This is a genomic window from Devosia aurantiaca, assembly GCF_011058215.1.
In the GTDB taxonomy this organism is placed as follows: Bacteria; Pseudomonadota; Alphaproteobacteria; order Rhizobiales; family Devosiaceae; genus Devosia; species Devosia aurantiaca.
Genome location: NZ_JAALFG010000002.1, coordinates 618,403 through 644,772 on the forward strand (window position 1 = coordinate 618,403; position 26,370 = coordinate 644,772).

A 26,370-nucleotide genomic window follows, 5' to 3' on the forward strand; every position below is an offset into this window, starting at 1 on the left:
GAAAACGCCAGTTGACCTATAAGCCGGGTTCTGTAGGGCCGCGTTGCCGCGACGTGGTGACCATTCATCTGAGGCGCCTGTCGCCAGGGCGCTCGTGCAACCAACCCGGATGATCTGGCCTCGAAACAGGCTGGGCATGAAGCCCGCGTCATCCCTATTTGGTCTTGCTCCCGGTGGGGTTTACCGTGCGGCCGCTGTTGCCAGAAGCCCGGTGCGCTCTTACCGCACCCTTTCATCCTTCCTCCGGCATGCCGGAGAGGTTTGCTTTCTGTGGCACTTTCCCTGGGGTCGCCCCCGGCGGCTGTTAGCCGCCACCGTGTTTCGATGGAGCCCGGACTTTCCTCCAACGGGCAGTTACCCACCCGCCAGCGGTCACCCGGTCAACTGGCGCGCGGATATGTGCGGGACGCATGCTGCGCCGTCAAGCGTTTACCGGGCTCGTCAACAGCGGCTGCGCCTTCGGCTTGGTCAGCGCCTGATAGGCCAGGTTGATCGCCGCCATCCGCGCCGTCGCCACATCGATCAGGTCTTCCGGCACGCCCTTGGCAATAAGCCGGTCCGGATGGTGTTCGGCCACGAGACGGCGATAAACACGGCGCACTTCGTCGGGCGGCGCATCGTGGCTGAGGCCCAGCACAGTATAGGGGTCCACCCCTCTTCCAGCATCACATGCTGGGCAGCAATCTGCTCAAAGCGCGCCTCGTCGAAACCAAAGATGCCGCTGACATCGCGCAGGTAATCCAACTCCGCCTCATGCACGAGGCCGTCAGCGGTGGCGATGAAAAACAAACCGTCCAGCACGTGTTCGAGCGTGTCCGGCGTGTCGGCGAAAAACCGAGCCACCTTGCGCGCATAGGCGTCGTAGCCGGCGACATCCTGTTTGGCTAGGTTGAACAGTCGCTCGACCTGCGGCTCGTTGCCCTTGGCGATTTCGACCGTCGCGCTAAAAGCCCGGATTTCCGAAGCAGTCACCGCACCGTCGGCCACCGCCATCTTCGCGGAAAGCGCAATCAGCGCCAAAGTGAAGGCAGCGTCGCGCCCGCCCGGCAGCCAGCTATCGGGGTCGAGAATATTGGCGAGACGTCCCGAAAGGCCAGTCCGGGCCGTAAACGAACCAATGAACCTGGTGAACTTTTGCCACCGGGCCCGGTCATCTTCGGCTTTGCGCACACAGCACAGCATGGTCGTCCTCGTCTCAGGCACTCTGCGCCGCCAATGGCGACGCAGTGCTCCGAAACAGTATCGATCTGAAATGTGGCGGTCTACCGCATGGGCGGTATTGCAGGTCCGCGCTAGTCGGAGAATGGATAATAGAACCCTTCGCCATAGGCACGCGACAGAGGCTGTACGCGCGTGCGGGGCTCCTCGTCGAAGAAGAAGCCGTCATCGTCATAGTCCGGCTCGACCACCGGCTCGGCCTGCGCGCGATTACCGCGGCGGGCCAGAAAATCTGACAGCGGACCCGATTCCCAATCTTCGAGGTCGTCCGCCGTCATCACGGCCGGAGCTTCGTCCACGATCAGAGGCGCCTGCTGCCGCGGAATGATCAACGGGGCTGCAGGAGCCTGCGCCACGGATGGCGGACGCTGGGACACCGGGGTCGGCATCGTCACCTGCTTGGGCGGAACGGCTGCAACGCTGGTCGAGGGGGTCACAGTCGCGGGCTGCATAGTCGTGGTCGTTGCCGGAGCGGTAGTCGCTGGCCGGGCCGGTACAGCCGCAACCTGCGGCGAGGCGGCTGGCTTTGGTGCAGCTGCCGGCGCAGGCGTGGTGGGACGGGCAGGCGTCGCCGCGGCGGCAGAGCTGTTGCCACTGCCACTGATATAGCTGGGAAGCTCACGACCGGATTCGATGAAACTATCGACAGCGCTTCCGCCAGCCGGGCGCGCGGCAGAAGTCGTGGCAGGAGTGGCAACGGCAACCTCGGTGGTCTTAGGCTCCGCGGCAGCAGTCGCCGGCCTTTGCGCGGTCGGCGTGGGCAAGTTGACAGCCTCATCAGCCGAATCGACCTGCACCACGGCCACCTGCGGTGGCGCGACACTCGGATCCAGCTGGCGCATGGCAAAGTCTGCGGCGGGGATGGCCACGACCAGCACGGCGCCGGCCCAGGCCAGTCCATTGGTTATGCGGCGATCAATCTGCATGAGGATCCACTGTTCCAGTTATGCCCCCGACAAGCACGCGGACATCGCGTCTTTTCGTGGCCAGAATATGAAAGGTCACCCTATCACATTTGTGCTGATAGCCTGAACAGGGGATGAACAAAAACGTGTCTAGGGCCGCCGGCCAAGCAAACGCGCCAGTGCCAACACGAGGTTCGAGCGGTTGAGCGTATAGAAGTGGAACTCCGTTACGCCCTCATCCAAAAGCTCGGTCACCTGCTCTGCAGCGACGGCAGCCGCGACGAGCGAATGCGTCTCCGGCTCATCGTCCAGCCCCTCGAAACGCTCCGCCAGCCAGTCCGGGATCGATGCCCCGCACCGCGCCGCAAAACCAGAAATCTGCTTGAACGAGTGGATCGGCTGGATGCCCGGAACGATGGGCGCCGTGACGCCGGCTTTCCGAGCACGCTCGACGTAGCGCAGGTAATCTCCATTGCTGAAAAACATCTGCGTGATGGCGCGATCGGCGCCGGCGTCGAGCTTGCGCTTGAGGTTGTCGATGTCGCTGTCCCAATCCGGGCTTTGCGGATGCTTTTCCGGATAGGCCGCGACGGAAATGTCGAAATCGCCGATCTTGCGAATGCCTGCGACAAGATCCGCGGCATTCTTGTAGCCATCCGGATGCGGCGTGAACGGATGCCCGACGCCTTCCGGCGGATCGCCGCGCAGCGCCACGATGCGGTTGACCCCGGCCTCCTGATAGCCACGCACGACGGCATCCACTTCGTCACGGCTGGCGCCGACGCAGGTCAAATGCGCAGCAGCAGGCACGCCGCTATCGGCCGTAATGCCCTTGACCATGCGAAGCGTGCGCTCCCGCGTCGAGCCGCCCGCACCATAGGTGACGGACACGAAGCGCGGCCCAAGCGGCGCCAGCTTGCCGATACTGTCCCAGAAGCGCTCTTCCATCGCATCGGTCTTGGGCGGAAAGAACTCGAACGACAGCTGCAATTCCGGGCGCTGGTCGGCAGTCTGGCGGCTGGCGCGAAAATTGTCGTCTAGCATAGTCATTCCGTCCTGTTGCGATCGCCGAGATGCCAGAGGCACACGGTCAAGCCGCCATCTTTGGTGTCGCTGGGAAATTCGCGCATGGCGAGCACATCAAGGCCGGCCAAGCCCGCCCAGCCGCTCATCTGTTCGCGCGAAAGGCCAAGGCGGCGATGCGCGTGCTCGCTGCGCAAGAATTCAAGGTCGTGCGGCGCAAAATCAACGATGAGGATTTCCCCTCCCGGCTTCAGCAAGCGACGCGCCTGCGCCAGCATCCGCCCCGGATCGTCGAAATAATGCAGCACCTGGTGAATGACGATGACATCGGCCGGGCCCGTAGCCGGGTCGAGGGCCCCGATATCGCCCAACCGCACCTGCGCATGCGCTAGACCGGCACCCGCCAGCCGCGACCGTGCCACAGCAAGCATTTCCCGGCTCGAATCGATGCCAACGCCATGCTTGTAAGCCGGCGCCAGCACTTCCAGCATGCGCCCCGTGCCGGTCCCTAAGTCCACCAGAAGATCGACGCTGCGTCCGCCCAATTCCGCCAGCACCGCAGCTTCCACCGCCGCTTCGGGAACGTGGAGCGTCTTGAGCAGGTCCCAGCTCTCGGCAACCTTGGCGAAATAATCTGCCGCAAGGGCCTGTTGCGCCCCGCGCGCTTCCACCTGCCGCGCCCGGTCGCGTCGACGCTCGGGATCGGCGGGATCGACGCGAGCGGTCAGCCATCGCGCAAGGTCCGCCCCCTGCCCGTTCGGCGCCAGCCGATAGTAGGCCCAGGCGCCTTCCGCATGGCGCTCCACAAGCCCGGCATCTGCCAGCAATTTGAGATGGCGCGAAACCCGCGGCTGGCTCTGGTCGAGGATTTCGGTCAGGTCCTTGACCGAATGGTCGCCATCGGCAAGCAAGGCCAAGAGGCGCAGCCGCGTGCTTTCGCCCGCTGCCTTCAGCACGCCCACCAAATCGCCCAAACCGCTCATCGCCACCTCGGATATAAAGAAGTCTTTATATCCCGGCTATGAGGTGGTCCAGCAAATTTTATATGTCTCAGGCGCGCGGTCGGATCGGCGCGGAGACGATCGCGCGCACGCCGGGAGCGTTGTCCTCATAGGTGAGGGTACCATCGAGCCCCTGCACCAGCGTGTTGAGCATCTTCGCGCCGAAGCCGGTGCCGCCCACGGCCCCGCTGATGCCCTGGCCGCGATCCTGCACAACAAGCCGCAGATTGTCGCGATACTGCTCGAGGCGGATCAAGGCCGGCCCGGTCGACCCGCCATAGGCGTATTTGGCAAGATTGGTCAGGAGTTCGTTGACGATCAGGCCCACGGTCACAGCACGATCGGTGCTGATCAGCATGGGCGCCAGATCGAGCGTGATCTTGTCTTCCCAGCCTGTGTCGATGGTGGCGATCAGCTCGCGGACCAGCTCGTCGAGATAGCGCGACAGGTCGATGATCTCGACGCTGTCATCTTGATACAGTCGGCGATGGGCAAGCGACACTGCCAAAAGGCGATTTTGCGCCTGGTCAAGCTGCTGGCGCGTTTCCGGCGTAGCCGAGCGCCCCTGCATTTTTAAAAACGCTCCCACCAGCGCCAGGCTGTTCTGCACGCGATGATTGACCTCGCGCATCAAGAAGTCTTTTTGCTGCAGCAGGTTTTCGTTTTCCGCCAATGTCGTTGTCAGCTCGCGGTTGAGCTGCCGGATGCGTGCATTGTTTCGCGCCTCCAGCATCAGCCGAACGATGCGCGCCGCCGATTCGACCTCAGCATGCGTCCAGTCCTTGGAGCGGCCGCTGACGCTTTCCGACCATTCCTCGAACGAGGAACGCGGCGTCAGAACCGCACCCGGGGAGTGGTCGACATTCTTGTGCGGATTGCCCGCCCACTTGACGGTCTGCAGCTTTTCAGCCCGGAACCACATCAGAATGGTCGGCACTTCCGTCGACATGGTCACGGCCAGAAGACCCGCCGCTGTGTCGCGATAGGCATCCGCACCCTTAAGCTGCGTAGAGAGCTGGTTAGTCGCAAAGGGCCGCGCAACGGCTTGCATGCGCACAAAGTCGGCGATCGAACGAACATCGACAGGATCCGGGCAATGACCGGAGGTAAAAATTTCGACGCCCTGCACCGCGGCAAAGCCATCCGCCTGCAGCAGGCGGGAGAGATCGACGCCCGAATTGCGCAGGAAGATATCGAGCCCTTCGTCGGCACCGAGCCGGCCCATAACCGCATCTTCCTGTGAGCGCAGGCGCACGCGCTCGCGATAAAGCTCGTTTTCCTCTCGCGCCTTGACCAGGCGCGCAAGGCTGGTCGCCATGGCCTGGCAAGCGAGGCGCGTATTGAGCGACAGCGGCCGCGGCGCATGATGGTGGCAGGCGATCAGCCCCCAAAGCACCCCATCCTTGACGATCGACATCGAGGCGGACGCGGCGACGCCCATATTCTTGAGATACTGGATATGCACCGGCGACACGCTGCGCAGCGTCGAATCGCTAAGATCGATCGACTTGAGATCGCTGCTTGCGCTGACGATCGGCGCTGGCTCGTAGTGGACATCGGCGATGACCCGCACCTTGTTGCGCACATAGAGCGCGCGCGCCTGTCGCGGAATATCCGAGGCGGGAAAATGATGGTGCATGAAGCTCGGCGAGTCGTCCGAGATGCTTTCCCCGAGCACCACGCCCGCATCGTCGTCCACAAACTGGTAGACCATCACCCGGCTGTAGCCGGTAAGCCGCTGGAAAATCTCTGCAGCTTCGGCGGAGAGTTCGCTGAGGCTCGTTGATTTCTCCAAGCGGCTTTCAAGCGAATCCAGCTGCGCCAGAAACCCGGCGTCCAATCTCGAGTCATCGCTCTTTTCGCTGAGCTCGATCACCAGGTGCTCGCCGCTTGCATAGGCAACGGCATCCTTCGCTTCACCCGCAAACTGCACTTCACCCAGAACGTGCACACCGGTTCGCGGCAAAAGCGGCATGATCCCCGAGCTTTGGAGGCCGAGGACGCTACCAAGCTGCTGGCCCAGCAGCCCCTCGGAAACCTGCGTCACACCGGCATAGCCGACGATTTCGCCGGAGCCCGGATGTACGATCAGCATCACGCCATAGGGCTGGATCGAGCCAGGAATATGGATTGGCTCCAGATCGCAATTGGTGAGGTTTACCTCTTCAAGCGCACTCATGTGCTGCCTCCGCATTGATGCGGAGCGCTATCTCGAACACGCGCTGCGCTGCGGCAAGCACCGCGTTTTTGTCCAGATGCGGGTCTTCGAGAACCGCCAGAAACCGCTTCCAGCGGCCATTGTCACCAGTCTGCTGCGCGAGGTGCCGCGCGCCAAAGTCAGGAGTAAAGCCGATAGCTTCTGCCCGCTTCTGCAGCAACCGAGCCCCCAGCGCCGATCCCTCCAGCACATAAAGTGCGCCGAGCTTTTCGGAACGCGTCGTCATCTCCAATGGCGCTTCTGTCGATGGGACAGCAGCGCCAAGGTCGTCAAGATCGTCTCGCAAATCCTTAACCAGCGCCAATGGTTCCCAAACACCACTGCCGGAAGCCGCGCCTTCGGTGGCAGACCGAAACCGGAAACTGCTGAGCACGAATGCCGTATACTGTTCGGCATTCGCAAATTCTCCGACAAGGGCATCCAGCTGCTGATGCGTGTGGGCGGTATGATCGCGGAGCGCGGCTCTGAGGCCACTTTGATCCATGCTCCGGCGTTCTTCCATACCACACATATCCTTTCGGCGTTTTGCGAGGTCTAGCAGAGTTTAGGGCAAAGCCGAATATCGTTTTTGCCGCAAGGGCCTAAGCCCGATTACGCACTTTGTCGCGTCTCCGAGACACCCCGCTTGCGGAACGAGTGCGCGCGCCACAGCTCGAAAATGTTCTTGGCATCGTCGGCATCCAGCGCCTCGAAGCGCGAGGTCACCATGCGCTTGTCGGCGTCGCTGGGAAGATCGCGCCACGGCAAGGTCCCGACAATGGACTCGAAGAGTTCGGGGCTCAGCCCAGCAGCGCGCACCGCCACGGTGACCGCAACATAATCCTGCGCTGCCAGCCATTTGACCACAAGTTCTGGCGCAACGCTGAGCATGACCGAGAGGGCGGCGGCCGCATGGTGACCATAGCCGAAGCGCGCAAACCGAGCCAAGGCGCGGTCATCGAGCTGCTTGCGATCGGCGAGCCCGCGCACCTGGTTATAGGCGACCTTCCACTCCTGCGCGCTGAAGCCTGCGCGGTTGCGGATGCGGTTATAAACGACCGTATTGACCTTGCCCGCCACCACGGGATCGAGCGATCGTTCGGTTTCACCGAGCGACTGCAGGATTTTTCCGGCAGCCTGGTCGATTTCGCCGCGCAAGGATTTCCAGTCGATATCGTGACGGCCACGAAGATCCGCCGCGATCTCCGCATCCCGGGTCGCCCGCTCGACCAGCTTCTCGAGGGTCGCCCGATCCAGCTCTGCACCACTATTGCGCACGAGCCGGACCACCGAAGCGGTTTCGCCATGTTCGACAATCGCCTGGCCGACGCGATCATGCAGCTCCGAACGGCCGGCGATCGCAACGCGATGGGCCTCGGACTGGCGCGAAACGATGTCGATCAGGTCGTCGTCGCTGAGCACGCTCGAAAATTCGAGCAGCGGCCGGGCGACCTCGATGTCGTCATTGGCGAGCTTGACCACCACAGTGCCGGGTGCCCGCTCCAGCGGCGCCAGGAGCTTGGCGACATGTATGCGCGCCTCAACCTCAACGAGCTCGGCCAGCTGGCACAGCACTTCGTCATATTGGGCGACCTGCTCGTCGTCGCAGCGGTCCGAGACATAGGAGAACAGCTGCGCCATGTTGCGGAACAGCTGTTCACGCTCGTTGTGGTTGGCCTCTCCATTGAGGACCCGGAACTGAGCAAACGCCCGGTGGCCTTCGTCGATTTCGCTCATAGGCATGTCTCCCGGCTTCTGCCGATCCGTTTCCGGGAGAGTGCTTTGAGACCTGCTTGTGCGGGCTAAAACAGAAAGAACAAATTTGATTAAAGTTTTAGAGGTGGCGTGGAGACCGTAAGCCTCCACGCCTTTTTACTCAAACCCGCAGATCGAAACGATCCGCGTTCATCACCTTGGTCCAGGCCGCAACGAAGTCGCGGGCGAACTTTGGCGCCGAATCCGATTGCGCATAAACCTCGGCATAGGCACGAAGCTGCGAATGCGAGCCGAAGATCAGGTCGACGCGCGTACCCGTCCACTTGCGCTCGCCGGTCTTGCGCGAATGCGAGCGGTAGAGGTTGTCATCGCCATCGACCTTTTCCCACACCGTGTCCATGGACAGAAGATTGAGGAAGAAGTCGTTGCTCAGCGTCTCGGGCCGATCGGTGAGGATGCCATGCTCGTTGACGCCGATATTGAGCACACGCAGCCCGCCCAGCAGCACCGTCATTTCCGGCGCCGTGAGGTTGAGCAGGTGCGCACGGTCGACCAGCGCTTCTTCCGGCTCCATGAAGCGGCGGTTCGACAGGTAGTTGCGGAAGCCATCGGTACGCGGTTCGAGCGCAGCGAAGGACGACGGGTCGGTCTGCTCCGCCGAAGCATCCATGCGGCCAGGCGTAAACGGCACCACGACATCGTGGCCCCCTGCCCGCGCTGCCAGTTCAACACCAACGCCACCGGCCAGAACGATGAGATCGGCCAGCGACACGATCTTTCCTTCGGCCGCAAAGTCCGCCTTGATTGCTTCGAGCTTGGCAAGAACGCGAGCCAGCTGCGTGGGCTTGTTGACGTCCCAGTCCTTCTGCGGTGCGAGGCGAATGCGAGCGCCGTTCGCCCCGCCGCGCTTGTCCGAACCGCGGAAGGTCGAGGCCGAGGCCCAGGAAGTGCCCACGAGTTCAGCAACCGAGAGGCCGGCATCGGCGATGCGAGTCTTGAGGATAGCGATTTCGCCTTCGTTGATCAGCGCGTGATCGACGGGCGGGATCACATCCTGCCAGATCAGGTCTTCCGCCGGCACTTCGGCGCCGAGATAGAGGACCTTCGGCCCCATGTCGCGGTGGGTCAGCTTGAACCAGGCGCGCGCGAAGGCGTCGGCAAACTGCTCCGGATGTTCGAGGAAGCGGCGCGAGATCTTTTCGTATTCGGGATCGAAGCGCATCGACAAGTCGGTCGTCAGCATGGTCGGGCGATGCTTGCGCAACGGATCGAAGGCGTCCGGTATGACGAGGTCGTCGGTCTTGGCCACCCACTGCTTGGCGCCAGCCGGGCTCGTGGTCAGTTCCCAGTCATACTTGAAGAGGTTCTCGAAGAAGTAGTTGCTCCACTGCACCGGGGTCTGCGACCAGGTGACTTCAAGGCCCGACGTGATGGCGTCCTTGCCGATACCGGTGCCATGCTTGCTCTTCCAGCCAAGGCCCTGATCCTCGAGGTCCGCGCCTTCCGGTTCAGCCGCGATCAACGACGGATCGCCTGCGCCATGGGTCTTGCCGAAGGTGTGGCCGCCGGCGATCAGCGCCACGGTTTCTTCGTCGTTCATCGCCATGCGTGCAAAGGTCATGCGGATGTCGTAGGCGGCCCGAACCGGGTCAGGATTGCCGTTCGGTCCTTCCGGATTAACGTAGATGAGGCCCATCTGCACGGCGCCGAGCGGCTCGCTCAGTTGGCGTTCGCCCGAATAGCGCTCGTCGCCCAGCCACGTCCCTTCCGGACCCCAGAACAGTTCTTCGGGCTCCCAGACGTCACGGCGGCCACCAGCAAAGCCGAAAGTCTTGAAGCCCATCGATTCGAGCGCGACATTGCCGGTAAGGATCATGAGGTCGGCCCAAGAAATCGCCTGGCCGTATTTCTGCTTGATTGGCCAGATCAGGCGGCGCGCCTTGTCGAGCGCAGCATTGTCCGGCCAGGAATTAAGCGGCGCAAACCGCTGCTGCCCCATGCCGGCGCCGCCGCGGCCATCGGTGATGCGGTAGGTGCGGGCGCTGTGCCACGCCATGCGGATGAAGAGACCACCATAGTGACCAAAGTCTGCCGGCCACCAATCCTGCGAATCCGTCATCAGCGCGCGCAGGTCGGCCTTGACCGCCTCAAGATCCAGCGTCTTGAACGCTTCCCGATAGCTGAAATCCGGTCCCAGCGGATCGGACTTGGCCGAGTTGTTGTGCAGCATCGAAACGTCGAGCGCCTTGGGCCACCAGTCGCGGTTGCGGTGATGACCACCGCGCTTGCTTTCGCCCTTGCCATGCTGGCCGTGATCGACCGGGCACTCGCCAGCGGAGGCGGATTGGGCGTGGGGATTAGGATCGGTCATAGTGGCTCCTTGCTGCTTTAGGCGGGTTATAGAGCCGTAGCAATCATTGGGCCAATCGATTATTCTGGGTTTACCCATAGGATAAACTTATCGTGCCCATCTCCCTTCGCCAGATGCGCTGCGCCGTTGCCGTCGCCCAAACCGGCCATTTCGGCCGCGCCGCGGAGCGCTGCGCCATGTCTCAGCCCGCTCTGTCCCAGCAAATCCAAACGCTCGAAGCGCTGTGCGGCACGCCGCTCTTCGACCGTCTCAAAGCTGGCGTGCGCCCCACCCCTTTCGGCCGCGAGTTTCTGGCACTGGCGCACTCAACGCTTGAGCGCGCCGATGCCGTCGAAGCCCTCGCCACCGGCCGCCGGGAAGCGCCCAACCGCCCCCTGCGCTTTGGCCTCATCCCCACCGTCGCGCCCTACCTCCTGCCCGAAATCTTTCCCGCGCTCACCGCCAAGCTCCCCGACCTGCGCTTCGCCGTCAGCGAAAGCCGCACGGAGATGCTTCTGGCCGCGCTCGATGACGGCACCATCGACCTTGCCCTCATCGCAACGCTTCCACCGCAGCAAGGACCAAAGCTCGAAACAGCCGAGCTTTTCGAAGATCGCTTCGTTCTCGCCATGCCCAAGGGTGAAGATGCAATGCCGCTCGCCGCCCTGCCGCCCGATCGCATCTTGCTCCTGGACGAAGGTCATTGCTTCCGCGATCAGGCCATTGCCGCCTGCCGGCTGGATGGCGAGCACCAGACCTTTGCCGCCACGTCTCTCTCCACCATCGTCGAGTTCGTCGCCAACGGCCAGGGTGTCACGCTCCTGCCCGAAATCGCGCTGCGCAAGGAAGCCAGCGACCCCCGCATCGCCGTGCATCGCCTCGGCGACCCTGGCCCCGGGCGCAAACTGATGCTGGTCTGGCGGCAAGCCACGCCCTTCGCCGCGACCTTCCAAAAGATCGCCGAAGTGATCCGCGCAACTAGACCCGCGAGCGCTGGTGCTGCCTGAAACTATTGAAGGAAAACAGCATCAACGCCACCCAGATCAGCGCAAAGCTGAATAAGCGCACTGGAGTCAGCTCCTCACCGAACAAGGTGATGGCAAGGAGAAACTGGATCGACGGCGAGATATATTGAAACATGCCGATCGTGGTCAGCCGCAGCCGCCGCACCGCAAAGCCAAACAGCAAAGCGCGGCACCGCGGTCGCCGGACCGGTCAGGATCAGCAGCAGCAACAAGGTCGGATCGGCATGAACGCCAACGCCCTTGGTCGCGACGTCATAGGCGACATAGGCAAGCGCGAAAGGCGCTGCGAGCAGGGTTTCGACAAAGAGCCCGGTGACCGGCCCCGTCTGGGCCGTCTTGCGAATAAGCCCGTAAAATCCAAAGGTTAGCGCCAATCCCAGCGCCACAAAGGGAACATTGCCGACCCCGACGGCCTGGATCAGAATGGCGATGCAGGCAATGGCGATAGCGATGCTCTGCAGCCGATTTTGCCGCTCACCCAACACCACCATGCCGATTGCGACATTGACGAGCGGGTTGATGAAATAGCCAAAACTGGCCTCGAGCACCTGCCCCGTGGCGATTGCCCAGACGTACAGCAGCCAATTGCCGACCAGGAGAATCGCCGACAGCGCGATCACCCGCATGCGTCGCCAGTCCGACAGGACGGCGACAACATCTTTGCGTTTTTTGAGAGCGCAATGACCAGTGCCAGCAGCACAAGTGACCACACCGTGCGCTCGGCAACAATCAGCACCGCCCCCGCCGGTTCCAGCGCGTGGAACAGCAGCGGCAGCACGCCCCAAAGTCCGTAAGTGAGCAGCGCCGCGATCACACCCTTTCGGGTTTCGCTCTGGTCTGGCGAAGGCTGGTTCTGGGTCATGGAAAGGCTCCGCGCCACGCCGGGCGCCCTGCCCCTCTAGCAGCGCCGGAACACGCCGCCAAATCAGAACTTTTGATTGCCAACGGCCAGAACGGTGATGACCCGGCAAACCTTTGCCGGACTCGGGCGTTTGCCTCCTCGTACGCATCACTCGAGGAGTTGCAGATGAAAAAGACCGTAACCTGGATCCTGATCGCCGACGGCACCCAGGCCCGTGTGCTTGAGCATGGCGGACCCGGCAAGGGACTGTCCACCATCAAGGATCTCGATTGGTCGATTGACGCGCTGCAATCAAAGGACATCGACACCGATGGCTATGGCCGCGGACCAACGGGGGCGCAATGACATCCGGCAACGATTCTTCCAAGCACCGCGAGGCAGAATTCGTGCGCACCGTCGCCGGTGTCATCGACAGCAAGGCCAAGGAGGGCGCCTTCGACCGCCTGGTCATCGCTGCCGCACCCATTGCCTTGGGAAATTTCCGCAAGCTTTTGTCCGACCACACGAAAAAGGCCGTTGTTGCAGAACTGGATAAGGACCTGACCAATGTGCCGACGGCACAGCTGGACAAGCATTTCGACGGCATTCTCGCAGTCTAAGAGGCCCAGGCGGACGGCATTAGTCGTCCGCCTCCTCGTCTTCCTCATCGTCGCCGCCGGCCAGCGCGTCGAGAAACTCCACGATCATCGCACTGACCAGTTCCGGCCGCTCGATGCTGGGAACATGCGCCGTGCCTTCCAGCACTGCCGCAAAAGCATTGGGCATGGTCTCGGACAAGGTCTCGTGCCGGTCGATAATGGCGAAAAATCCTCGTCGCCAACCAGCAGCAGCGTCGGCGTGTTGACGCCCTCCATGCGGGACCACGCATCCGGCCGCTCTTCTTCCTGAGTCAGTGTTGGCTTGGCGAGCGCGCATCCGTTCATGTCGAGAAAAAGCTCGCGCGCGACGCCACCAACGCGACCGCTCTTGGCGCGCGGGCCATCGAGCCATTCATGCGCCTGCACCCGGTTGAGCATGTCGCGATCGCCGCGCTCGAAGGCATCTTCCTCCGCCATCTCGATCGCCTGCTCTTCCGCCGTCGCGCTCCAGGGCGCACCAGTGATCGAGGTGCCGATCAGCACCAGCCCGATCACCCGCCCCGGATGCGCCAGCGCAAAATCGACGGCCAGTCCGCCACCCATGGAACAGCCGACAAACACCGCCGCGTGGATGTCGAAAGCGTCGAGCAGGGCTTCGAGGTCTTCAAGGTGGTTGAAGGTTTCGTCCTGGCTTTCCGTTTCGCCATAGCCGCGCCGGTCATAGGCCACAGCATGCCAGCCCACATCCGAAACGGCCTGCATCTGGTCGAGCCACATGCGCTTGTCGCAGACGCCGGCATGAAGAAAAACCACCGGCAGGCCTTCGCCCTGCTCGAGGCCGACAAGCGTCGCGCCGCCGATCTCGAACGCAAAACCCTCGCGCTGTTCGCCCGTCTCGGTCACTGCTCGAGCGCCGCGCAGAAAGTAATTTCGTCCTTGGGGCCAAACCAGCAGCCCGGGTCACCCTCGACCGGCGCGAAAGCGCCCAGTTCGTCGGGGCGCGCGCCAGCACTGGCCTGGTCTTCGATGAGGTAGCCAAAGCCTTCGTTGTTGGCCTGGTGCGCGAAGACAAAGACCTGACGGTCCGGAAGCACGAAGGATATTCCGCCCCCATCGACCGAGACGTCGCAGCTGAATGTCCCGTAACCCGTCATCGAGCATTGCCCCGGCGCAGCACCAGCCGGAGCGGCGAGGGCAAACACGGCGCTCAGCGCCACCCCGTCACCAACATCTTCATTCATTTCCCCAAAGCGGAAACCAGGGGCTTGCCCTCACTTGGGCGGACCATAGGGCAAGAACCCAAGGAAAACCAAGGGTTTTCTGAAGTTGATCGGGTCGCTGGCCGCCAGGGTGGAACTAACCGGGCCTAAAACCCGTATCAGTCACAGTTCGCTTGGTAGCGCGGTGCTTTGGAAGCACTTGGCTCGGTATCGAACCACCGGTTTCCTGGCGAGACGAATATGCCTGACCTCTTGAACCAAGTCTTACAAGCGATCTGCCTTGCCGCCATCGCAGGTGAGCATCGACTTGCCTTGACCTCAGCGCCAATCCCCTGACGCGGTGAAGTGCTGTGCCCCGCTTCTTCTTTGACACCAGAGAGCAAGACGGCAGCGTTCTGCAGGATAGTGTCGGCGTCGAATTTGCGGACCAGCAGCAGGCTTTCGAAGCGGCGCGCCACGCAGTGCGCGAAGCGGTGTTGGAGATGCCGCAGCGGCTTGGCACGCGCTTTGACATGGATGTCCGCGATGAAGCGGGGCGCTCGCTCGGCAGCGTAGGGCTGCGCTTTGTTGGCGGCGCCTTCGCCGATCCGGCAGCGGTGTTTCTCGGTTGCTAGTGCCGGCTTTGCCGCTGTCTTCGGCAGGCATCAGAGCAATACTGAACCTCGTCCCAGACCTTCTCCCACTTCTTCCGCCAGGTGAACGGCCTTTGGCAGACGGCACAGGTCTTTTGCGGCAGGTTCTTCTTTTCAACGCGCTTCAAGCTTCGACATCCCCGCCGCGACCGTCACCTTGAACGTTCGCAGGGCAGAGACGCTCCAGCACGAGCGCCGTCGCGGATGAAAAAAGACGCCCCTGCAAACCACAGGGGCGTCCAACAGATTATCGGGTCAGCGGCTTATAAGTAGCGCGCTTAGGGTTGACCGCATCGGCGCCGAGACGACGAACCTTATCGGCCTCATAGTCCTGGAAGTTGCCTTCGAACCATTCCACATGGCTGTCGCCTTCAAAGGCCAGCATGTGGGTCGCCAGGCGATCGAGGAACATGCGATCGTGGCTGATGATCACGGCGCAACCGGCAAATTCCTCGAGCGCCTCTTCCAGCGCCGCGAGGGTTTCGGTGTCGAGATCGTTGGTCGGCTCGTCGAGCAGCAAGACGTTGGCGCCGCTTTTCAGCATCTTGGCAAGGTGCACGCGGTTGCGCTGCCCGCCCGAGAGATTGCCCACCTTCTGCTGCTGGTCGCCGCCCTTGAAGTTGAAGGTCGAGGTATAGGCGCGCGAGTTCATTTCGCGCTTGCCCAGCAACAGTACTTCGTCGCCACCCGAAATCTCTTCCCAGACGGTCTTCTTGGGATCGAGCGAGTCGCGGCTCTGGTCGACATAGCCGAGATGAACGCTTTCAGCGACGGTGACCGAGCCGGCATCGGGCTTTTCCTGGCCGGTCAGCATTTTGAAGAGCGTGGTCTTGCCTGCTCCGTTCGGGCCGATGATGCCGACAATGCCGCCCGGTGGCAGCTTGAAGGTGAGGTTGTCGATCAGGACGCGATCGCCAAAGCTCTTGGACAGGCCTTCGACGTCGATGACGTTCTGGCCCAGCCGTTCGCCGGGCGGAATGATGATCTGCGCGGTGTGCGACTGGGTGCGGGCTTCGTTGACCTTGACCAGCTCGTCATAGGCTCGGATGCGGGCCTTGGACTTGGCCTGGCGGGCCTGGGGCGACTGGCCCATCCATTCCTTTTCGCGCTCCAGCACCTTGGCGCGGGCAGCGTCTTCGCTCTTCTCCTGGGCGAAGCGCTTGGCCTTGGCTTCGAGATAGGCCGAATAATTGCCTTCATAGGGCACGCCCCGGCCGCGATCGAGCTCCAGAATCCAGCCGGTGACATTGTCGAGGAAGTAGCGATCGTGGGTGATGATCAGCACCGCGCCTTCGAATTCGCGCAAGTGCCGCTCGAGCCAGGCCGTGGTCTCGGCGTCGAGATGGTTGGTCGGTTCGTCAAGCAGCAAGAGATCAGGCTTGGAAAGCAGCAGCGCGCAAAGCGCCACGCGGCGGCGCTCGCCACCTGAAAGGTTGGTGACGTCGGCATCGCCCGGAGGACAGCCCAAAGCTTCCATCGCCACTTCGACCTGCGATTCGAGATCCCACAGGTTCTGGCTGTCGATGATGTCCTGGAGCTTGCTGGCCTCGTCGGCGGTCTCGTCGGAATACTCCATCATCAACTCGTTGTAGCGGTCGACGATGTCCTTCTTTTCCTTGACGCCCATCATGACGTTGCCGAGCACGTTCAGCGCCGGATCGAGCTGCGGCTCCTGCGCAAGGTAGCCGATCTTGGCGCCGTCCGCGGCCCAGGCCTCACCGGTAAACTCGGTATCCATGCCGGCCATGATCTTGAGCAGCGTCGACTTGCCCGAACCATTTGGGCCGAGGATGCCGATCTTGGCATCGGGGTAGAAGGAAAGGTTAATGTTATCGAGCACCTTCTTGCCGCCGGCATAGGCCTTGGACATTCCGTGCATGTGATAGATGAACTGGCGGGCCATACGTCTGGGCAACCTTGAATGGGGGTGGGAGGGTTGGTGCCTATTTAGGGCAAGCGACCGCGCGGGGCAACGGCTAGGACCCTCCTCAGGAACCAAGGCCTTGGCCAAACATTCCTCTGCACCTCGAGGATCACAAACGTGTCAGAACTTACTCCGTCTCCCCAGTTGACGCGTCGCCGGGTATCAGCCTTCGAGAGCATTGCCGTCTTTGCCATAACGGCGGCTCTGCTCTATTTCGGCGCTGGCATTTTCGTGCCGTTGGTGCTGGCGATCCTCCTGGCTTTCGCCCTCAACCCGCTGGTGAGCTGGCTCGGCAATCGCTTGCACCTGCCCGATCCCGCAGCGGTGATCCTCGCCGTGCTACTGGCGCTTGCTGTGCTTGCCGCCTTCGCGCTCTTGGCGGGAACGCAGATCGCGCATCTGGCGAGCGCCCTCCCCGGTTATCAGCAGACCATCCAGTCCAAGGTCGCCGGCATCCAGGCCCAGTTCGGCAACGTGGCCTGGCTCGATCAGCTCACCAACATGATGTCCAACCTCGGACAGAACGCTCCCGAAAGCAGCGCCGCCGCGCAGGACATCGGCGACATACGGCCCATTCCGGTCACCATTTCCAATGAGCTCGGACCCTTCAACCTCCTGACCTCCGTCATGGGGTCGATCGTCGGCCCGATCGCCACCATCGCCATCGTCACCGTCTTCCTGATCTTTCTTCTGATGGGCCGCGCCGATCTACAGGACCGGTTCATACGCCTCGTCAGCGCCGGGCGCTATTCGCTCACCAACCTCGCCATCACCGATGCCAGCCGCCGCGTAGGCCGCTATCTCATCATCCAGCTGATGGTGAACACCACCTATGGCATCATCTTCGGCACCGGACTGTTCCTGATCGGCGTGCCGAGCGCCCCGCTCTGGGGCCTCTTGATCGTCCTCTTCCGTTACATCCCCTTCGTCGGCGCGCTGATCGTAGCCGTCCTGCCCTTCTCGCTTGCCTTCGCGGTCGATCCCGGCTGGAACATGCTGTTGCTGTCGGTGGGTCTCTTCCTCGTCATCGACCTCACCACCGCCAACATCATCGAGCCGCGCCTCTACGGCAAGAACACCGGCGTCTCGCCGCTGGCGATCCTCCTGTCCGCCATGTTCTGGGCGACCCTGTGGGGCCCCGTCGGGCTGATCCTGGCAACGCCGATGACCGTCTGTCTTGTCGTCATCGGCCGCCACCTGCCGCAATTCCAGTTTCTCGAAACCCTGCTCGGCAGCGAGCCCGTATTGTCCCCCGCCGAGCGGCTCTACCAGCGCATGCTCAAGGGCAATACCGAGGACGCCATCGAGCACAGCGAGACCTTCCTCGAGGAACACGGCAAGGGCACGCTGGTGACCGACGTCCTCCTGCGCACGCTGCGCCTGGGCACTTCGGAACTCTCCGACCGTCCGGAATCGCTGGCGCAGCGCCGTCAGTTGATCAGCACCTTTGACCGCGTGCTCGAAACCGTGCTGGAGCCCAGCTACACGGACCATGCGCCTGTACTGCTGATCGGTGGACAGACCGAGATCGACGAGGGCGCCGCACGACTAATGGGCGTTCAGCTCACGGACGAAGCGCTGCAGTCCAACGTCCTGCCCCCGGCGCCATCCGCCAGGAATCCATCGGCCGGCTGGACCTTACCGGCGTCACCACTCTTGCACTCGTCTTCATGGGCACCGACATTCGCGCCCAATGCCGCTACGTGGCGCGCCGCATCCGCCGCATGGCGCCGGAACTGCAGATCGTCGCCGTCGTCCTGAACCCGCTGATGGCCGAAGAAACCGCCGAGACGCTCCATGTCGACAGCGTCTTCCATGAATTCGATGCGGCCGTTGATGGCGTCGTCGCGCTGGAAGCGCCTAAAACCATGCGCCGCGCCCAGATGCAGCATCAGCCTTTCGCCGGCCTAGGGCGTGGCGACGACGCGCTCGGCCAGGAGCTCGATGCCATCGCCAAGCGCTTCGGCGTCCCTGCCGTCCTCATCAACCTCCTCGACGACGAACGCCACAGCCAGGACGAAGACGCCTTGCGCCTGACCCAGCTTGTGGTTGAGAGCAACGCGCCGCTGATCGTCCACTCCACCGAGAGCAACGACAAGGTCGGCGAAAACGCCTATATGCTCACCAACGGCATCGACCTCTATGCCGGCGTCCCGCTGGTGCTAGCCGACGGCACCAAGGCCGGCGCGCTCGCCCTCCTGGATTACGATCCGCACCCCTTCACCGCCGAAGACGCAGCCCGTTTGCAAGCGGAGGCCGAAGCCCTTGTGAGGCGCTTCGGCTAAGGAGTGCTCTAGCGAGCCTCAGTTCGCCATGGTCGACCGATGCGCCCAGCCGGTCATGCGTTTTTCCACCCAGGCCATCAGCGCATACATGGCGATGCCTTCGACGGCGAGCATCAGCAACCCCGCAAAGACCAGCGGCACGTTGAAGTTCGACTGCGCCGAGGCCATCATATTGCCGAGCCCCGAATTTGAGGCGACGGTTTCGCTGACCACCGAGCCGACAAAGGCCAGGGTGATCGCGACCTTGAGCGAGCCGAAGAAATACGGCATCGAGCGCGGCACGCCCACCTTGAGCATGATGTCGAGCTTCTTGGCCCCCAGCGCGCGCAGCACATCCTCGGTTTCCGGTTCGATGGTCGCAAGGCCCGTGGCGACATTGACCACGATGGGAAAGAACGAGATCAAAAACGCCGTTAGCACCGCCGGCACCGTCCCGATGCCGAACCAGATGACGAGGATCGGCACCAGCGCAACCTTCGGAATGGCGTTAAAACCAACCATGATCGGATAAAGCCCGGCATAGATCGCCTTGCTCCAACCGATGAAAAGGCCGATCCCCAGCCCCGCCACCACCGCGATCATGAAGCCGAGCACGGTGGTGTAAAGCGTCTGCACCGAGTTCTTCCAGATCGGGCTCCAATACTGGATGATCGCCTCGAACACCCGCGTCGGCGTCGGCAGGATCGTATGCGGCAGACCGGAAATGCGGACGCCGATTTCCCACAGCACGAAGAGCCCGATCGTGTAGAGCCAGGGTGCCAATCGCACCCAGTTCGGTTTAAAAACCGGTCGTGGCGCCGCGGCAATCGGAGTTGCCGGATCAAGCGTCGTCATGCTGCGACCCTCGCCGTTGCGATCTCGCTGTGAAGCTTTTGCACCATGTCGTTGAAGGGCTGTTCGTAGAGAAGGTCCAGTTGGCGCGGCCGTGCGAAGGGCACGGGATGTTCGGAGATCACCCGCCCCGGCCGCGCCGACATCACGACGACCTTATCGGCTAGAAACACGCTTTCGCGCAGGTCATGCGTCACCAGAACAATGGTGACGCCCTGCGCCGCATGCAGGTCGCGGATGACGCACCAAAGCTCCTCGCGGGTAAAGGCGTCGAGCGCCCCGAAAGGCTCGTCGAGCATCAGAAGTTCCGGCTCGTGGATCAGCGCCCGGCAGAGATTGGCGCGCTGCTGCATGCCGCCCGAAAGCTGCCAGGGAAACTTTTCGCCAAAGCCCTTGAGGCCGACGGTCTCGAGCAGCTTCTCGGCCTTGGCGACATACTCCGCCTTGTTGGCCCGCAGCCGGTGACGATGCCGCTCGACGATTTCGAGCGGCAAGAGGATATTTTCAAGCGTTGTTCGCCACGGCAGCATGGTCGGGTTCTGGAAGGCCATGCCCACGATCGACACCGGCTTGGTCACCTTTGCATCGGCGACGATCACCGCCCCGGACTGAGGAATATGCAGTCCGGTCGTCAGCTTCATCAGCGTGGACTTGCCGCAGCCTGAAGGGCCAACCACGGCAACGAACTCGCCGCGGTTGATCTTGAGATTGAGCCCGCTCACCGCCAGCGTGCCTGTCGGCCCGCCATAGCGCATGTCGACATTTTCGATGGAAACGAGCGGGGTCATCAGCGATCCTTACGGCAGCATGCGCTCTTCGGCGGGCGGCAGATACTGGCTGTCGAACACATCGGCACCGGTCACATTGCCCTTGAGGCCCATCGAGACCTTGAGCGTTTCGATCGACGCATCGAGACGCGCCTCGTCGATGCCGCCAAAGCCGTTCTCGACGACATAGGGCGTCTTGATGTTCATCTCATTGGCCATGGTGAGGCGCTCGGTTTCGGTATCGATGTTGAGCGTCTCATTACGCGCCAGCACTGCCGCTGCACCCGCTGCCGGATCGGCCACGGCGTCGGCAAAGCCCTTGGCCAGAGCGCGCAGGAAGCCCTGCACGGCTTCGGGGTTTTCGTCGGCAAAGGTCTCGTTGGCGAGAATGGCGTTACCGTAAAGGTTGAGCCCATGGTCGGCAAAGAGAATGGTCGAGATATCCTCGTCCGGAACGCCATTGGCCTTGAGGTTGAGGATCACCGAAAAGGCAAAGCCGAAGACGCCGTCGACATCGCCCGAGGCGAGCATGGGCTCGCGCACGGGGAAGCCGATGGATTCAAGCGTGATGGCACTGTCGTCGATACCGGCAACTTCCTTGAACGCAGCCCACTGCGCGAAGGCCCCGTCCGGCGGCGGCGCGCCGAGCTTTTTGCCTTCGAGCGATTTGGGATCGTCGGTAATGCCCTGCGACTTGCGGCCGATCACAGAAAACACCGGCTTGTCATAGATCATCATGACGGCTTTGACCGGCTGGCTCGGATCTTCGTCCAGGAACTTGATCAGAGAGTTGATGTCGCCAAAGCCCATCTGATAGGCGCCGGTCGCCACGCGCGGAATCGCTTCCACCGAGCCATTGCCGGTGTCGATGGTGACGTTGAGGCCTTCATCGGCGAAATAGCCCTTGTCCTGCGCCAGCAAGAAGCCGGCCGCGGGGCCTTCAAAACGCCAGTCCAGCGTAAACTTGATGTCGGTGGTTTGCGCAAAAGCCGGCAATGCCGAGAGCGAAATACCGGCCAGAAGCGCGGCGGAAAACAGGCGGCGAGAAAGCATGCGACGTCCCCATCATCGTTGTTGAGGGGAAATCAAACGCAGCGAAAAACAGCGTGCAAGCAAAATGCGCCCAAACAAGCAGCTAAAATTCGTATTGCTCAATGTCTAAGCAAAGTGCTGCATTTTGGTGATCAGAAAAAAAAGCAGGGCGCGAAACCGAGGTTTCGCGCCCTCCGGGGCGACTTACAAAGGAGCGTCAACCTTTGCGGCCTGCCACCGATCGGATGACGGAGGCTCTATTGGCGGTCCGTCAGAAGAAGTCCCGCGATGTCATTGCATCCGGTTCGCCAAGAGAACGAGGGAAAGGTTTGCCGGTTCCCGACATTGTCACGACGACAAAACTTGTGATCAATCGAGTGGCGACTGCAGGTGCTGGACTGCGCGAATAGCCGCCGAAGCGCGGTTCTCTACCCCGAGCTTGGCATAAACTTGCTCGAGATGCTTGTTGACGGTCCGTGGGCTTAGCCCCAAAATTTCGCCGATATCGCGATTGGCCTTGCCCCGCGCGATCCACAGCAAAACCTCGCTCTCCCGCTGCGTCAGCCCAAACTGCTGCCGCAGCGTTTCTTCCTGGCCTTTGCTCTGCATTCGCGACAGCCGGAAAAGATATTCGTCGGATCCAACCGTGCCCAAATAGGCAAACTGAAGCTGGGGGACACGCGCTGCCGCAACAGGCTCCGCGCCAAAGCCCCTCCCCCTGTGGGGAGGGGTTGGGGTGGGGGTGTCGTGACCTCGCCGCGCTCGGCGTCTGCGGATGTGCCGACACCCCCACCCTCGATCCCTCCCCTCAAGGGGGGAGGGAGGGGCAGGAGCCGAGGCCACTGGATCAAGATCGAAGCCACTGCTTGTCGCCGCGGAAAGCCACGAGCGAAACCCCTCCGACATCATTGCCTGCCGCGCGGCATCGAACCCGGACCGCTCCAGCAACCGGTTCGCCTGCGGCGTCGACCACAGCAGTGACCCATCCGCGCCGAACGCCACAAGATGCCGCCCCGCCGCATCGAGCGCAATCCGCGCACTTTGTCCCCGTCGCGCGTTGACCAGATGTACCCGGATGCGGGCGCGCAGCTCATCGACATTGATGGGCTTGGAAAGGTAATCGACGCCGCCGCTCTCGAGTGCATGAACGATATGCTCGGTCTCGGTCAGCCCGGTCATGAAGATGATCGGCACATGCGTCAGTGCCGCCATCGCTTTCATCTGCCGGCAGGTTTCGAAACCGTCGAGCCCCGGCATCACCGCATCCATCAGCACGACGTCGGGCGTAACCCGATGGACAATGCCCAGCGCAGCCTCGCCGCTGCGCGCGACAAGCACGGTTACCCCGTCGTGCTCCAGTGCAGCGGTCAGGAAGCCGAGCGACTCCGGGAGTCGTCGACCAGAAGAACGATGTCCTGTTCTTTCTCAATCCGGCTCATGGCCCACCCGCTCAAGCGTTTCGGCATAGGCATCGAAGTCGAACGCCTGCATATGCCGGCGCAGCGTCTCGACCAGTGGCTGGTTAGCTTGAACCGTGGCCAGCTCGGTCAACTTTGCCTCGATACCCCGCACATGACCGATCTGCCCCAGGCTGGCCAGCTCGCGCAAGTGCTCGACACCCGGCGACACCAGCGCTTGCGCAGCCGTCGGCTTCGCGGCCTGTTCCGCATGCAGCCATTCAATCCCCAACTGGGTGCCCAACTTGTCGATCAGCTGCGCAAGATCGAAGGGCTTGGCCAGCGTATCCGAATGCCCCGCATCCTTGCCGGTTGGATTGGCACCATCGCCGATATTGGCCGACAGCATCACGATCGGTGCCGCGACACCCCGATCGCGCAGGGCAGCGACGAGGTCCCAGCCGCTCATTCCGGGCATCCTTATGTCGACGAAGACCAGGTCCGGCGGCATGGCATCCATCAACGTCAGGGCGTTCGGCCCATCGAAGGCGGTGAGCACGGTGAACCCCAACGGCGACAGCATCTCGCGCATCAGCTCGCGGTGATCCTGGTTGTCGTCGACCACCATAATCGTGCGCCGCGGTCCGGCATAGCCGATGACCTCCCGCGCCGCGACGCGCTTGGCCGGGCGCTCCACCTTGGTCAGCATCAGTCGCGCCTGGAACCGCGTACCGACGCCGACTTCCGAGGACACGGTGATCTCGCCCCCAGAGTCTCGGTCAGCAGCTTGGTGATGGTGAGCCCCAGCCCGAGCCCGGGCGTGAACCGGTTCTTCTCCGCTTCGCCGCGCACGAAGGGCTCGAAAATATGCTCGATATCGTCCGGCCCGATGCCACTGCCACTGTCCTCGACCACGAAACTTGCCACCTGCATGCGATAGCCGACGTCGAAGCGGACATAGCCGGCGGCGGTGAACTTGATGGCGTTGGAGAGGAGATTGACGAGAATCTGCCGCAGCCGCTTCTCGTCCGTCCGCACATAAACCGGCAGGCCCTTGGCCCGGCTGTGCCGGAACTCCAGACCCTTGGCTTGCGCCTGAAGGCGGAACATGTCGACGATCTGATCCAGAAAATCCTGGATGTTGATCTCGTTGGAATAAACCTGCAGCCGTCCCGCCTCGATCTTGGAAATATCGAGGAGGCCATCGATCAGCCCGGACAAGTGCTCTGCGCTGCGGCGGATCACCTGTACCGATCCGCGCCGGTTTTCGGGCACGGCCGCGTCGCGCTCGAGGATCTGCGCATAGCCCATGACCGCGTTGAGGGGCGTGCGCAACTCATGGCTGAGGCCCACGACATAGCGCGACTTGGCCTGGTTGGCGGCCTCGGCCTTTTCCTTGGCGCGCTGCAGCTCGGCATCGGTGCGCCCATGCGCATCGATTTCCTTGAGCAGCAACGTGTTCTGGCGCGAACTCTCTTCTTCCGCCACCAGCCGGCTGTCATGCGCCAGAACCAGGAACCATGTCAAAACGCCCGCCGTCACTGCCAGCACGAAGAAGACCACCAGAAGCGTACCGCCGACCACGTCGGCCGTGTCCGGCGCCGTTCGGCTGGCGAAATAATAGATCAACCCCATGACACCGCTGAGGAAAAGGAGCGCCAGAGCCATCGACACCCCGTAGCGCCCGACCCGGCTCTGGAGCTTGGCGATCGCCCATTCCGGCAGGACGGTCGCTGCCACGGCATGCGTCTGAGCGCGGAAATGGGCATGCGGCTTGCACATGTCGTGGCAGCGCGCATCGAGCGAACAGCAAAGCGAACAGATCGGCGCGGCATAGGCCGGGCACCAGGCCATGTCCTCGGGCTCGAACGGGTGCTCGCAGATCGAGCAGGTGACCGACGGCCGCGACTGCCATGCCTTTCGCGGCTTGCGCGCCAGGTAATATTTGCCCTTCGTGGCCCAGGCGATGGTCGGCGCCGCAACGAGGCAGACCACGAGCGCGATATAGGGCGCCAGCGCCGCTGCCATCTCGCCGAAGGCGCCGAAATGGGCGATGAGCGCAATCGTGGTTGCCAGGAGCATCGAGCCGACGCCAACCGGGTTGATGTCGTAAAGATGGGCCCGCTTGAACTCGATGCCCTGCGGCGCAAGGCCCAGCGGCTTGTTGATGAAAAGATCGGCCGAAATGGTGCAAAGCCAGCTCATGGCAATGATCGAGAAAATGCCCAGCGTTTCTTCCAGCAGCCGGTAGATCCCGAGCTCCATCAGCAACAACGCAATGGCGACGTTGAACAGGAGCCAGACCACGCGGCCCGGATGGGAATGAGTGAGCCGCGAAAAGAAGTTCGACCAGGCCAGCGAGCCCGCATAGGCATTCATGACGTTGATCTTGAGCTGGCTGACAACGACGAACACCGCCATCATCAACAGCGCCAGCACCTCGTTTGGCACCATGTAGCCAAAGGCCACGGCATACATGTAGCCCGGCTCCGACGCATGCTCGGGCGCGACGCCGACCGAGAGCGCGAGGAAGGCCAGGAACGAGCCGGCGATCAGTTTGGGTGCGCCCATGACCACCCACCCTGCCCCGGCAAGGAATATGCCGAGCTTCTGCCGCCATTTCGGCGCCCCTTCCGCCGGCAGGAAACGCAAAAAGTCCACCTGCTCGCCGATCTGCGTCATCAGCGCCAGGATCACCGCCGAAGCCGCCCCGAACTTGGCAATGTCGAACGCCGCGACGCTCCCGGTCGATTGGACGCCCACGCCCTCGAAAGCGCGCCACAGGTCGAACTTCTCCCAGTCTATGAAGGCGATGAAGATGAAAGGCAGGATGTTAAGCACGATCCAGACCGGCTGCGTCAGCAGCTGGAACCGGCTGATCATCCTAATGCCATGCGTCACCAGCGGGATCACGGCAATCGCCGAAATGATATACCCGATCCAGAGCGGCAGCCCGAAGGCCAGTTGCAGGGCGCTGGCCATGATCGAGGCTTCGATAGCAAAAAGGATAAAGGTGAAACTCGCATAGATCAGCGACGTCACCGTCGAGCCGATATAGCCGAATCCGGCGCCGCGCGTCAGAAGATCGACGTCCACCCCATGGCGCGTCGCATAGCGCGAGATCGGCACCCCGATGGCAAGAATGGCGATCGACGCGACGAGGATCGCGATCAGCGCGTTGGTCGTGCCAAAAGATAGCGTAATGCTACCACCTATGGCCTCAAGTGCGAGAAAAGAGATGGCTCCGATCGCCGTTTGGCTGATGCGGTCATTGGAAAATCGCCTTGCTGACTTGGCCGTAAAGCGCAGTGCATAGTCTTCCAGCGTCTGGTCGGCGACCCAGCGATTATACTCGCGCCTGATCGGAATGATCCGCTGCCGTGCCATGTTCTTAACCAGTCCGCGGC

The 26,370-nt window shown here is 62.4% G+C and carries 25 protein-coding genes, 1 other RNA gene and 1 pseudogene; 6 read left to right on the forward strand and 21 right to left on the reverse strand.

Annotated elements, in window-relative coordinates:
• Window positions 1–3 precede the first annotated feature (3 nt).
• The 10 genes from rnpB to katG all read right to left on the reverse strand — a co-directional run bounded on the left by rnpB (window position 4) and on the right by katG (window position 10,431).
• Window positions 4–388: RNase P RNA component class A (gene rnpB / locus G5575_RS10690), an RNA gene on the reverse strand.
• Window positions 389–421: 33 nt separating this feature from the next.
• Complete coding sequence (locus tag G5575_RS20395) at window positions 422–601, reverse strand: J domain-containing protein (protein WP_328765965.1); 180 nt, start codon at window positions 599–601, stop codon at window positions 422–424.
• Complete coding sequence (locus tag G5575_RS21760; RefSeq protein ID WP_328765966.1) at window positions 523–1,170, reverse strand: tellurite resistance TerB family protein; 648 nt, start codon at window positions 1,168–1,170, stop codon at window positions 523–525. The genes G5575_RS20395 and G5575_RS21760 overlap by 79 nt, the downstream gene beginning before the upstream one ends.
• A gap of 122 nt (window positions 1,171–1,292) precedes the next feature.
• A complete protein-coding gene (locus tag G5575_RS10700; protein ID WP_164534300.1) occupies window positions 1,293–2,144 on the reverse strand; it encodes a hypothetical protein in 852 nt (283 codons plus the stop codon).
• A 129-nt stretch (window positions 2,145–2,273) separates the two neighbouring features.
• A complete protein-coding gene (metF, locus tag G5575_RS10705; RefSeq protein WP_164534301.1) occupies window positions 2,274–3,167 on the reverse strand; it encodes a methylenetetrahydrofolate reductase [NAD(P)H] in 894 nt (297 codons plus the stop codon).
• A 2-nt stretch (window positions 3,168–3,169) separates the two neighbouring features.
• The gene (locus tag G5575_RS10710; protein WP_164534302.1) at window positions 3,170–4,129 is read right to left on the reverse strand and encodes an ArsR/SmtB family transcription factor; all 960 of its coding nucleotides are present in this window, start codon (window positions 4,127–4,129) and stop codon (window positions 3,170–3,172) included.
• A 67-nt stretch (window positions 4,130–4,196) separates the two neighbouring features.
• A complete protein-coding gene (locus tag G5575_RS10715) occupies window positions 4,197–6,326 on the reverse strand; it encodes a histidine kinase dimerization/phosphoacceptor domain -containing protein (protein WP_235935922.1) in 2,130 nt (709 codons plus the stop codon).
• The gene (locus G5575_RS10720; RefSeq protein ID WP_164534304.1) at window positions 6,313–6,867 is read right to left on the reverse strand and encodes a biliverdin-producing heme oxygenase; all 555 of its coding nucleotides are present in this window, start codon (window positions 6,865–6,867) and stop codon (window positions 6,313–6,315) included. The genes G5575_RS10715 and G5575_RS10720 overlap by 14 nt, the downstream gene beginning before the upstream one ends.
• Before the next feature lie 89 nt (window positions 6,868–6,956).
• A complete protein-coding gene (locus tag G5575_RS10725; protein WP_164534305.1) occupies window positions 6,957–8,081 on the reverse strand; it encodes a DUF2336 domain-containing protein in 1,125 nt (374 codons plus the stop codon).
• Window positions 8,082–8,220: 139 nt separating this feature from the next.
• Window positions 8,221–10,431, reverse strand: coding sequence for a catalase/peroxidase HPI (gene katG / locus G5575_RS10730; RefSeq protein WP_164534306.1), 2,211 nt, complete (start codon window positions 10,429–10,431; stop codon window positions 8,221–8,223).
• Between the two features lie 92 nt (window positions 10,432–10,523).
• Between katG and G5575_RS10735 the strand changes: the two genes are divergently transcribed.
• The gene (locus G5575_RS10735) at window positions 10,524–11,417 is read left to right on the forward strand and encodes a hydrogen peroxide-inducible genes activator (protein ID WP_164534307.1); all 894 of its coding nucleotides are present in this window, start codon (window positions 10,524–10,526) and stop codon (window positions 11,415–11,417) included.
• 74 nt (window positions 11,418–11,491) lie between these two features.
• Here the strand turns inward: G5575_RS10735 and rarD are convergent, their stop codons facing one another.
• A complete protein-coding gene (gene rarD, locus G5575_RS10740) occupies window positions 11,492–12,061 on the reverse strand; it encodes an EamA family transporter RarD (protein ID WP_164534308.1) in 570 nt (189 codons plus the stop codon).
• On the reverse strand, window positions 12,052–12,297 hold the full coding sequence (locus G5575_RS10745; protein WP_164534309.1) for a hypothetical protein: 246 nt from the start codon (window positions 12,295–12,297) through the stop codon (window positions 12,052–12,054). Before G5575_RS10745 ends, rarD begins: the two co-directional genes overlap by 10 nt.
• A 165-nt stretch (window positions 12,298–12,462) precedes the next feature.
• Here G5575_RS10745 and G5575_RS10750 point away from each other — a divergent pair, with 165 nt between their 5' ends.
• Entirely contained in the window at window positions 12,463–12,642 is a 180-nt protein-coding gene (locus tag G5575_RS10750) for a host attachment protein (protein WP_164534310.1), read from the forward strand.
• The gene (locus tag G5575_RS10755; RefSeq protein ID WP_164534311.1) at window positions 12,639–12,896 is read left to right on the forward strand and encodes a host attachment protein; all 258 of its coding nucleotides are present in this window, start codon (window positions 12,639–12,641) and stop codon (window positions 12,894–12,896) included. The genes G5575_RS10750 and G5575_RS10755 overlap by 4 nt, the downstream gene beginning before the upstream one ends.
• An 84-nt stretch (window positions 12,897–12,980) precedes the next feature.
• Here G5575_RS10755 and G5575_RS10760 read toward each other — a convergent pair whose 3' ends face one another.
• Window positions 12,981–13,778, reverse strand: coding sequence for an alpha/beta fold hydrolase (locus G5575_RS10760; protein ID WP_164534312.1), 798 nt, complete (start codon window positions 13,776–13,778; stop codon window positions 12,981–12,983).
• On the reverse strand, window positions 13,775–14,116 hold the full coding sequence (locus G5575_RS10765) for a hypothetical protein (RefSeq protein ID WP_164534313.1): 342 nt from the start codon (window positions 14,114–14,116) through the stop codon (window positions 13,775–13,777). Before G5575_RS10765 ends, G5575_RS10760 begins: the two co-directional genes overlap by 4 nt.
• 329 nt (window positions 14,117–14,445) lie before the next feature.
• On the opposite strand from G5575_RS10765, the gene G5575_RS10770 reads away from it, so the two are divergent.
• Entirely contained in the window at window positions 14,446–14,709 is a 264-nt protein-coding gene (locus tag G5575_RS10770; RefSeq protein ID WP_164534314.1) for a DUF6894 family protein, read from the forward strand.
• Here the strand turns inward: G5575_RS10770 and G5575_RS10775 are convergent.
• Together G5575_RS10775 and ettA are read right to left on the reverse strand one after the other, a co-directional pair.
• Window positions 14,706–14,855 (reverse strand): DUF2256 domain-containing protein, encoded by a 150-nt coding sequence (locus G5575_RS10775; RefSeq protein WP_164534315.1) that lies wholly within the window; start codon window positions 14,853–14,855, stop codon window positions 14,706–14,708. The genes G5575_RS10770 and G5575_RS10775 overlap by 4 nt on opposite strands.
• Before the next feature lie 119 nt (window positions 14,856–14,974).
• Complete coding sequence (gene ettA / locus G5575_RS10780) at window positions 14,975–16,630, reverse strand: energy-dependent translational throttle protein EttA (protein ID WP_164534316.1); 1,656 nt, start codon at window positions 16,628–16,630, stop codon at window positions 14,975–14,977.
• A gap of 138 nt (window positions 16,631–16,768) precedes the next feature.
• Here ettA and G5575_RS10785 point away from each other — a divergent pair, with 138 nt between their 5' ends.
• A complete protein-coding gene (locus G5575_RS10785; protein WP_164534317.1) occupies window positions 16,769–18,412 on the forward strand; it encodes an AI-2E family transporter in 1,644 nt (547 codons plus the stop codon).
• Window positions 18,322–18,936 (forward strand): hypothetical protein, encoded by a 615-nt coding sequence (locus G5575_RS10790; RefSeq protein WP_164534318.1) that lies wholly within the window; start codon window positions 18,322–18,324, stop codon window positions 18,934–18,936. Before G5575_RS10785 ends, G5575_RS10790 begins: the two co-directional genes overlap by 91 nt.
• A gap of 18 nt (window positions 18,937–18,954) precedes the next feature.
• On the opposite strand, the gene G5575_RS10795 is transcribed toward G5575_RS10790, so the two are convergent.
• The 5 genes and pseudogenes from G5575_RS10795 to G5575_RS10820 form a co-directional block, all read right to left on the reverse strand.
• Complete coding sequence (locus tag G5575_RS10795) at window positions 18,955–19,770, reverse strand: ABC transporter permease (protein ID WP_164534319.1); 816 nt, start codon at window positions 19,768–19,770, stop codon at window positions 18,955–18,957.
• On the reverse strand, window positions 19,767–20,555 hold the full coding sequence (locus G5575_RS10800) for an ABC transporter ATP-binding protein (protein WP_164534320.1): 789 nt from the start codon (window positions 20,553–20,555) through the stop codon (window positions 19,767–19,769). Before G5575_RS10800 ends, G5575_RS10795 begins: the two co-directional genes overlap by 4 nt.
• Before the next feature lie 9 nt (window positions 20,556–20,564).
• A complete protein-coding gene (locus G5575_RS10805; RefSeq protein WP_164534321.1) occupies window positions 20,565–21,587 on the reverse strand; it encodes an ABC transporter substrate-binding protein in 1,023 nt (340 codons plus the stop codon).
• 348 nt (window positions 21,588–21,935) lie between these two features.
• Window positions 21,936–22,904 (reverse strand): DNA-binding response regulator, encoded by a 969-nt coding sequence (locus G5575_RS20405; protein WP_328765968.1) that lies wholly within the window; start codon window positions 22,902–22,904, stop codon window positions 21,936–21,938.
• Window positions 22,905–22,991: 87 nt separating this feature from the next.
• Window positions 22,992–26,350, reverse strand: a pseudogene (locus G5575_RS10820) (hybrid sensor histidine kinase/response regulator).
• Window positions 26,351–26,370 lie beyond the last annotated feature (20 nt).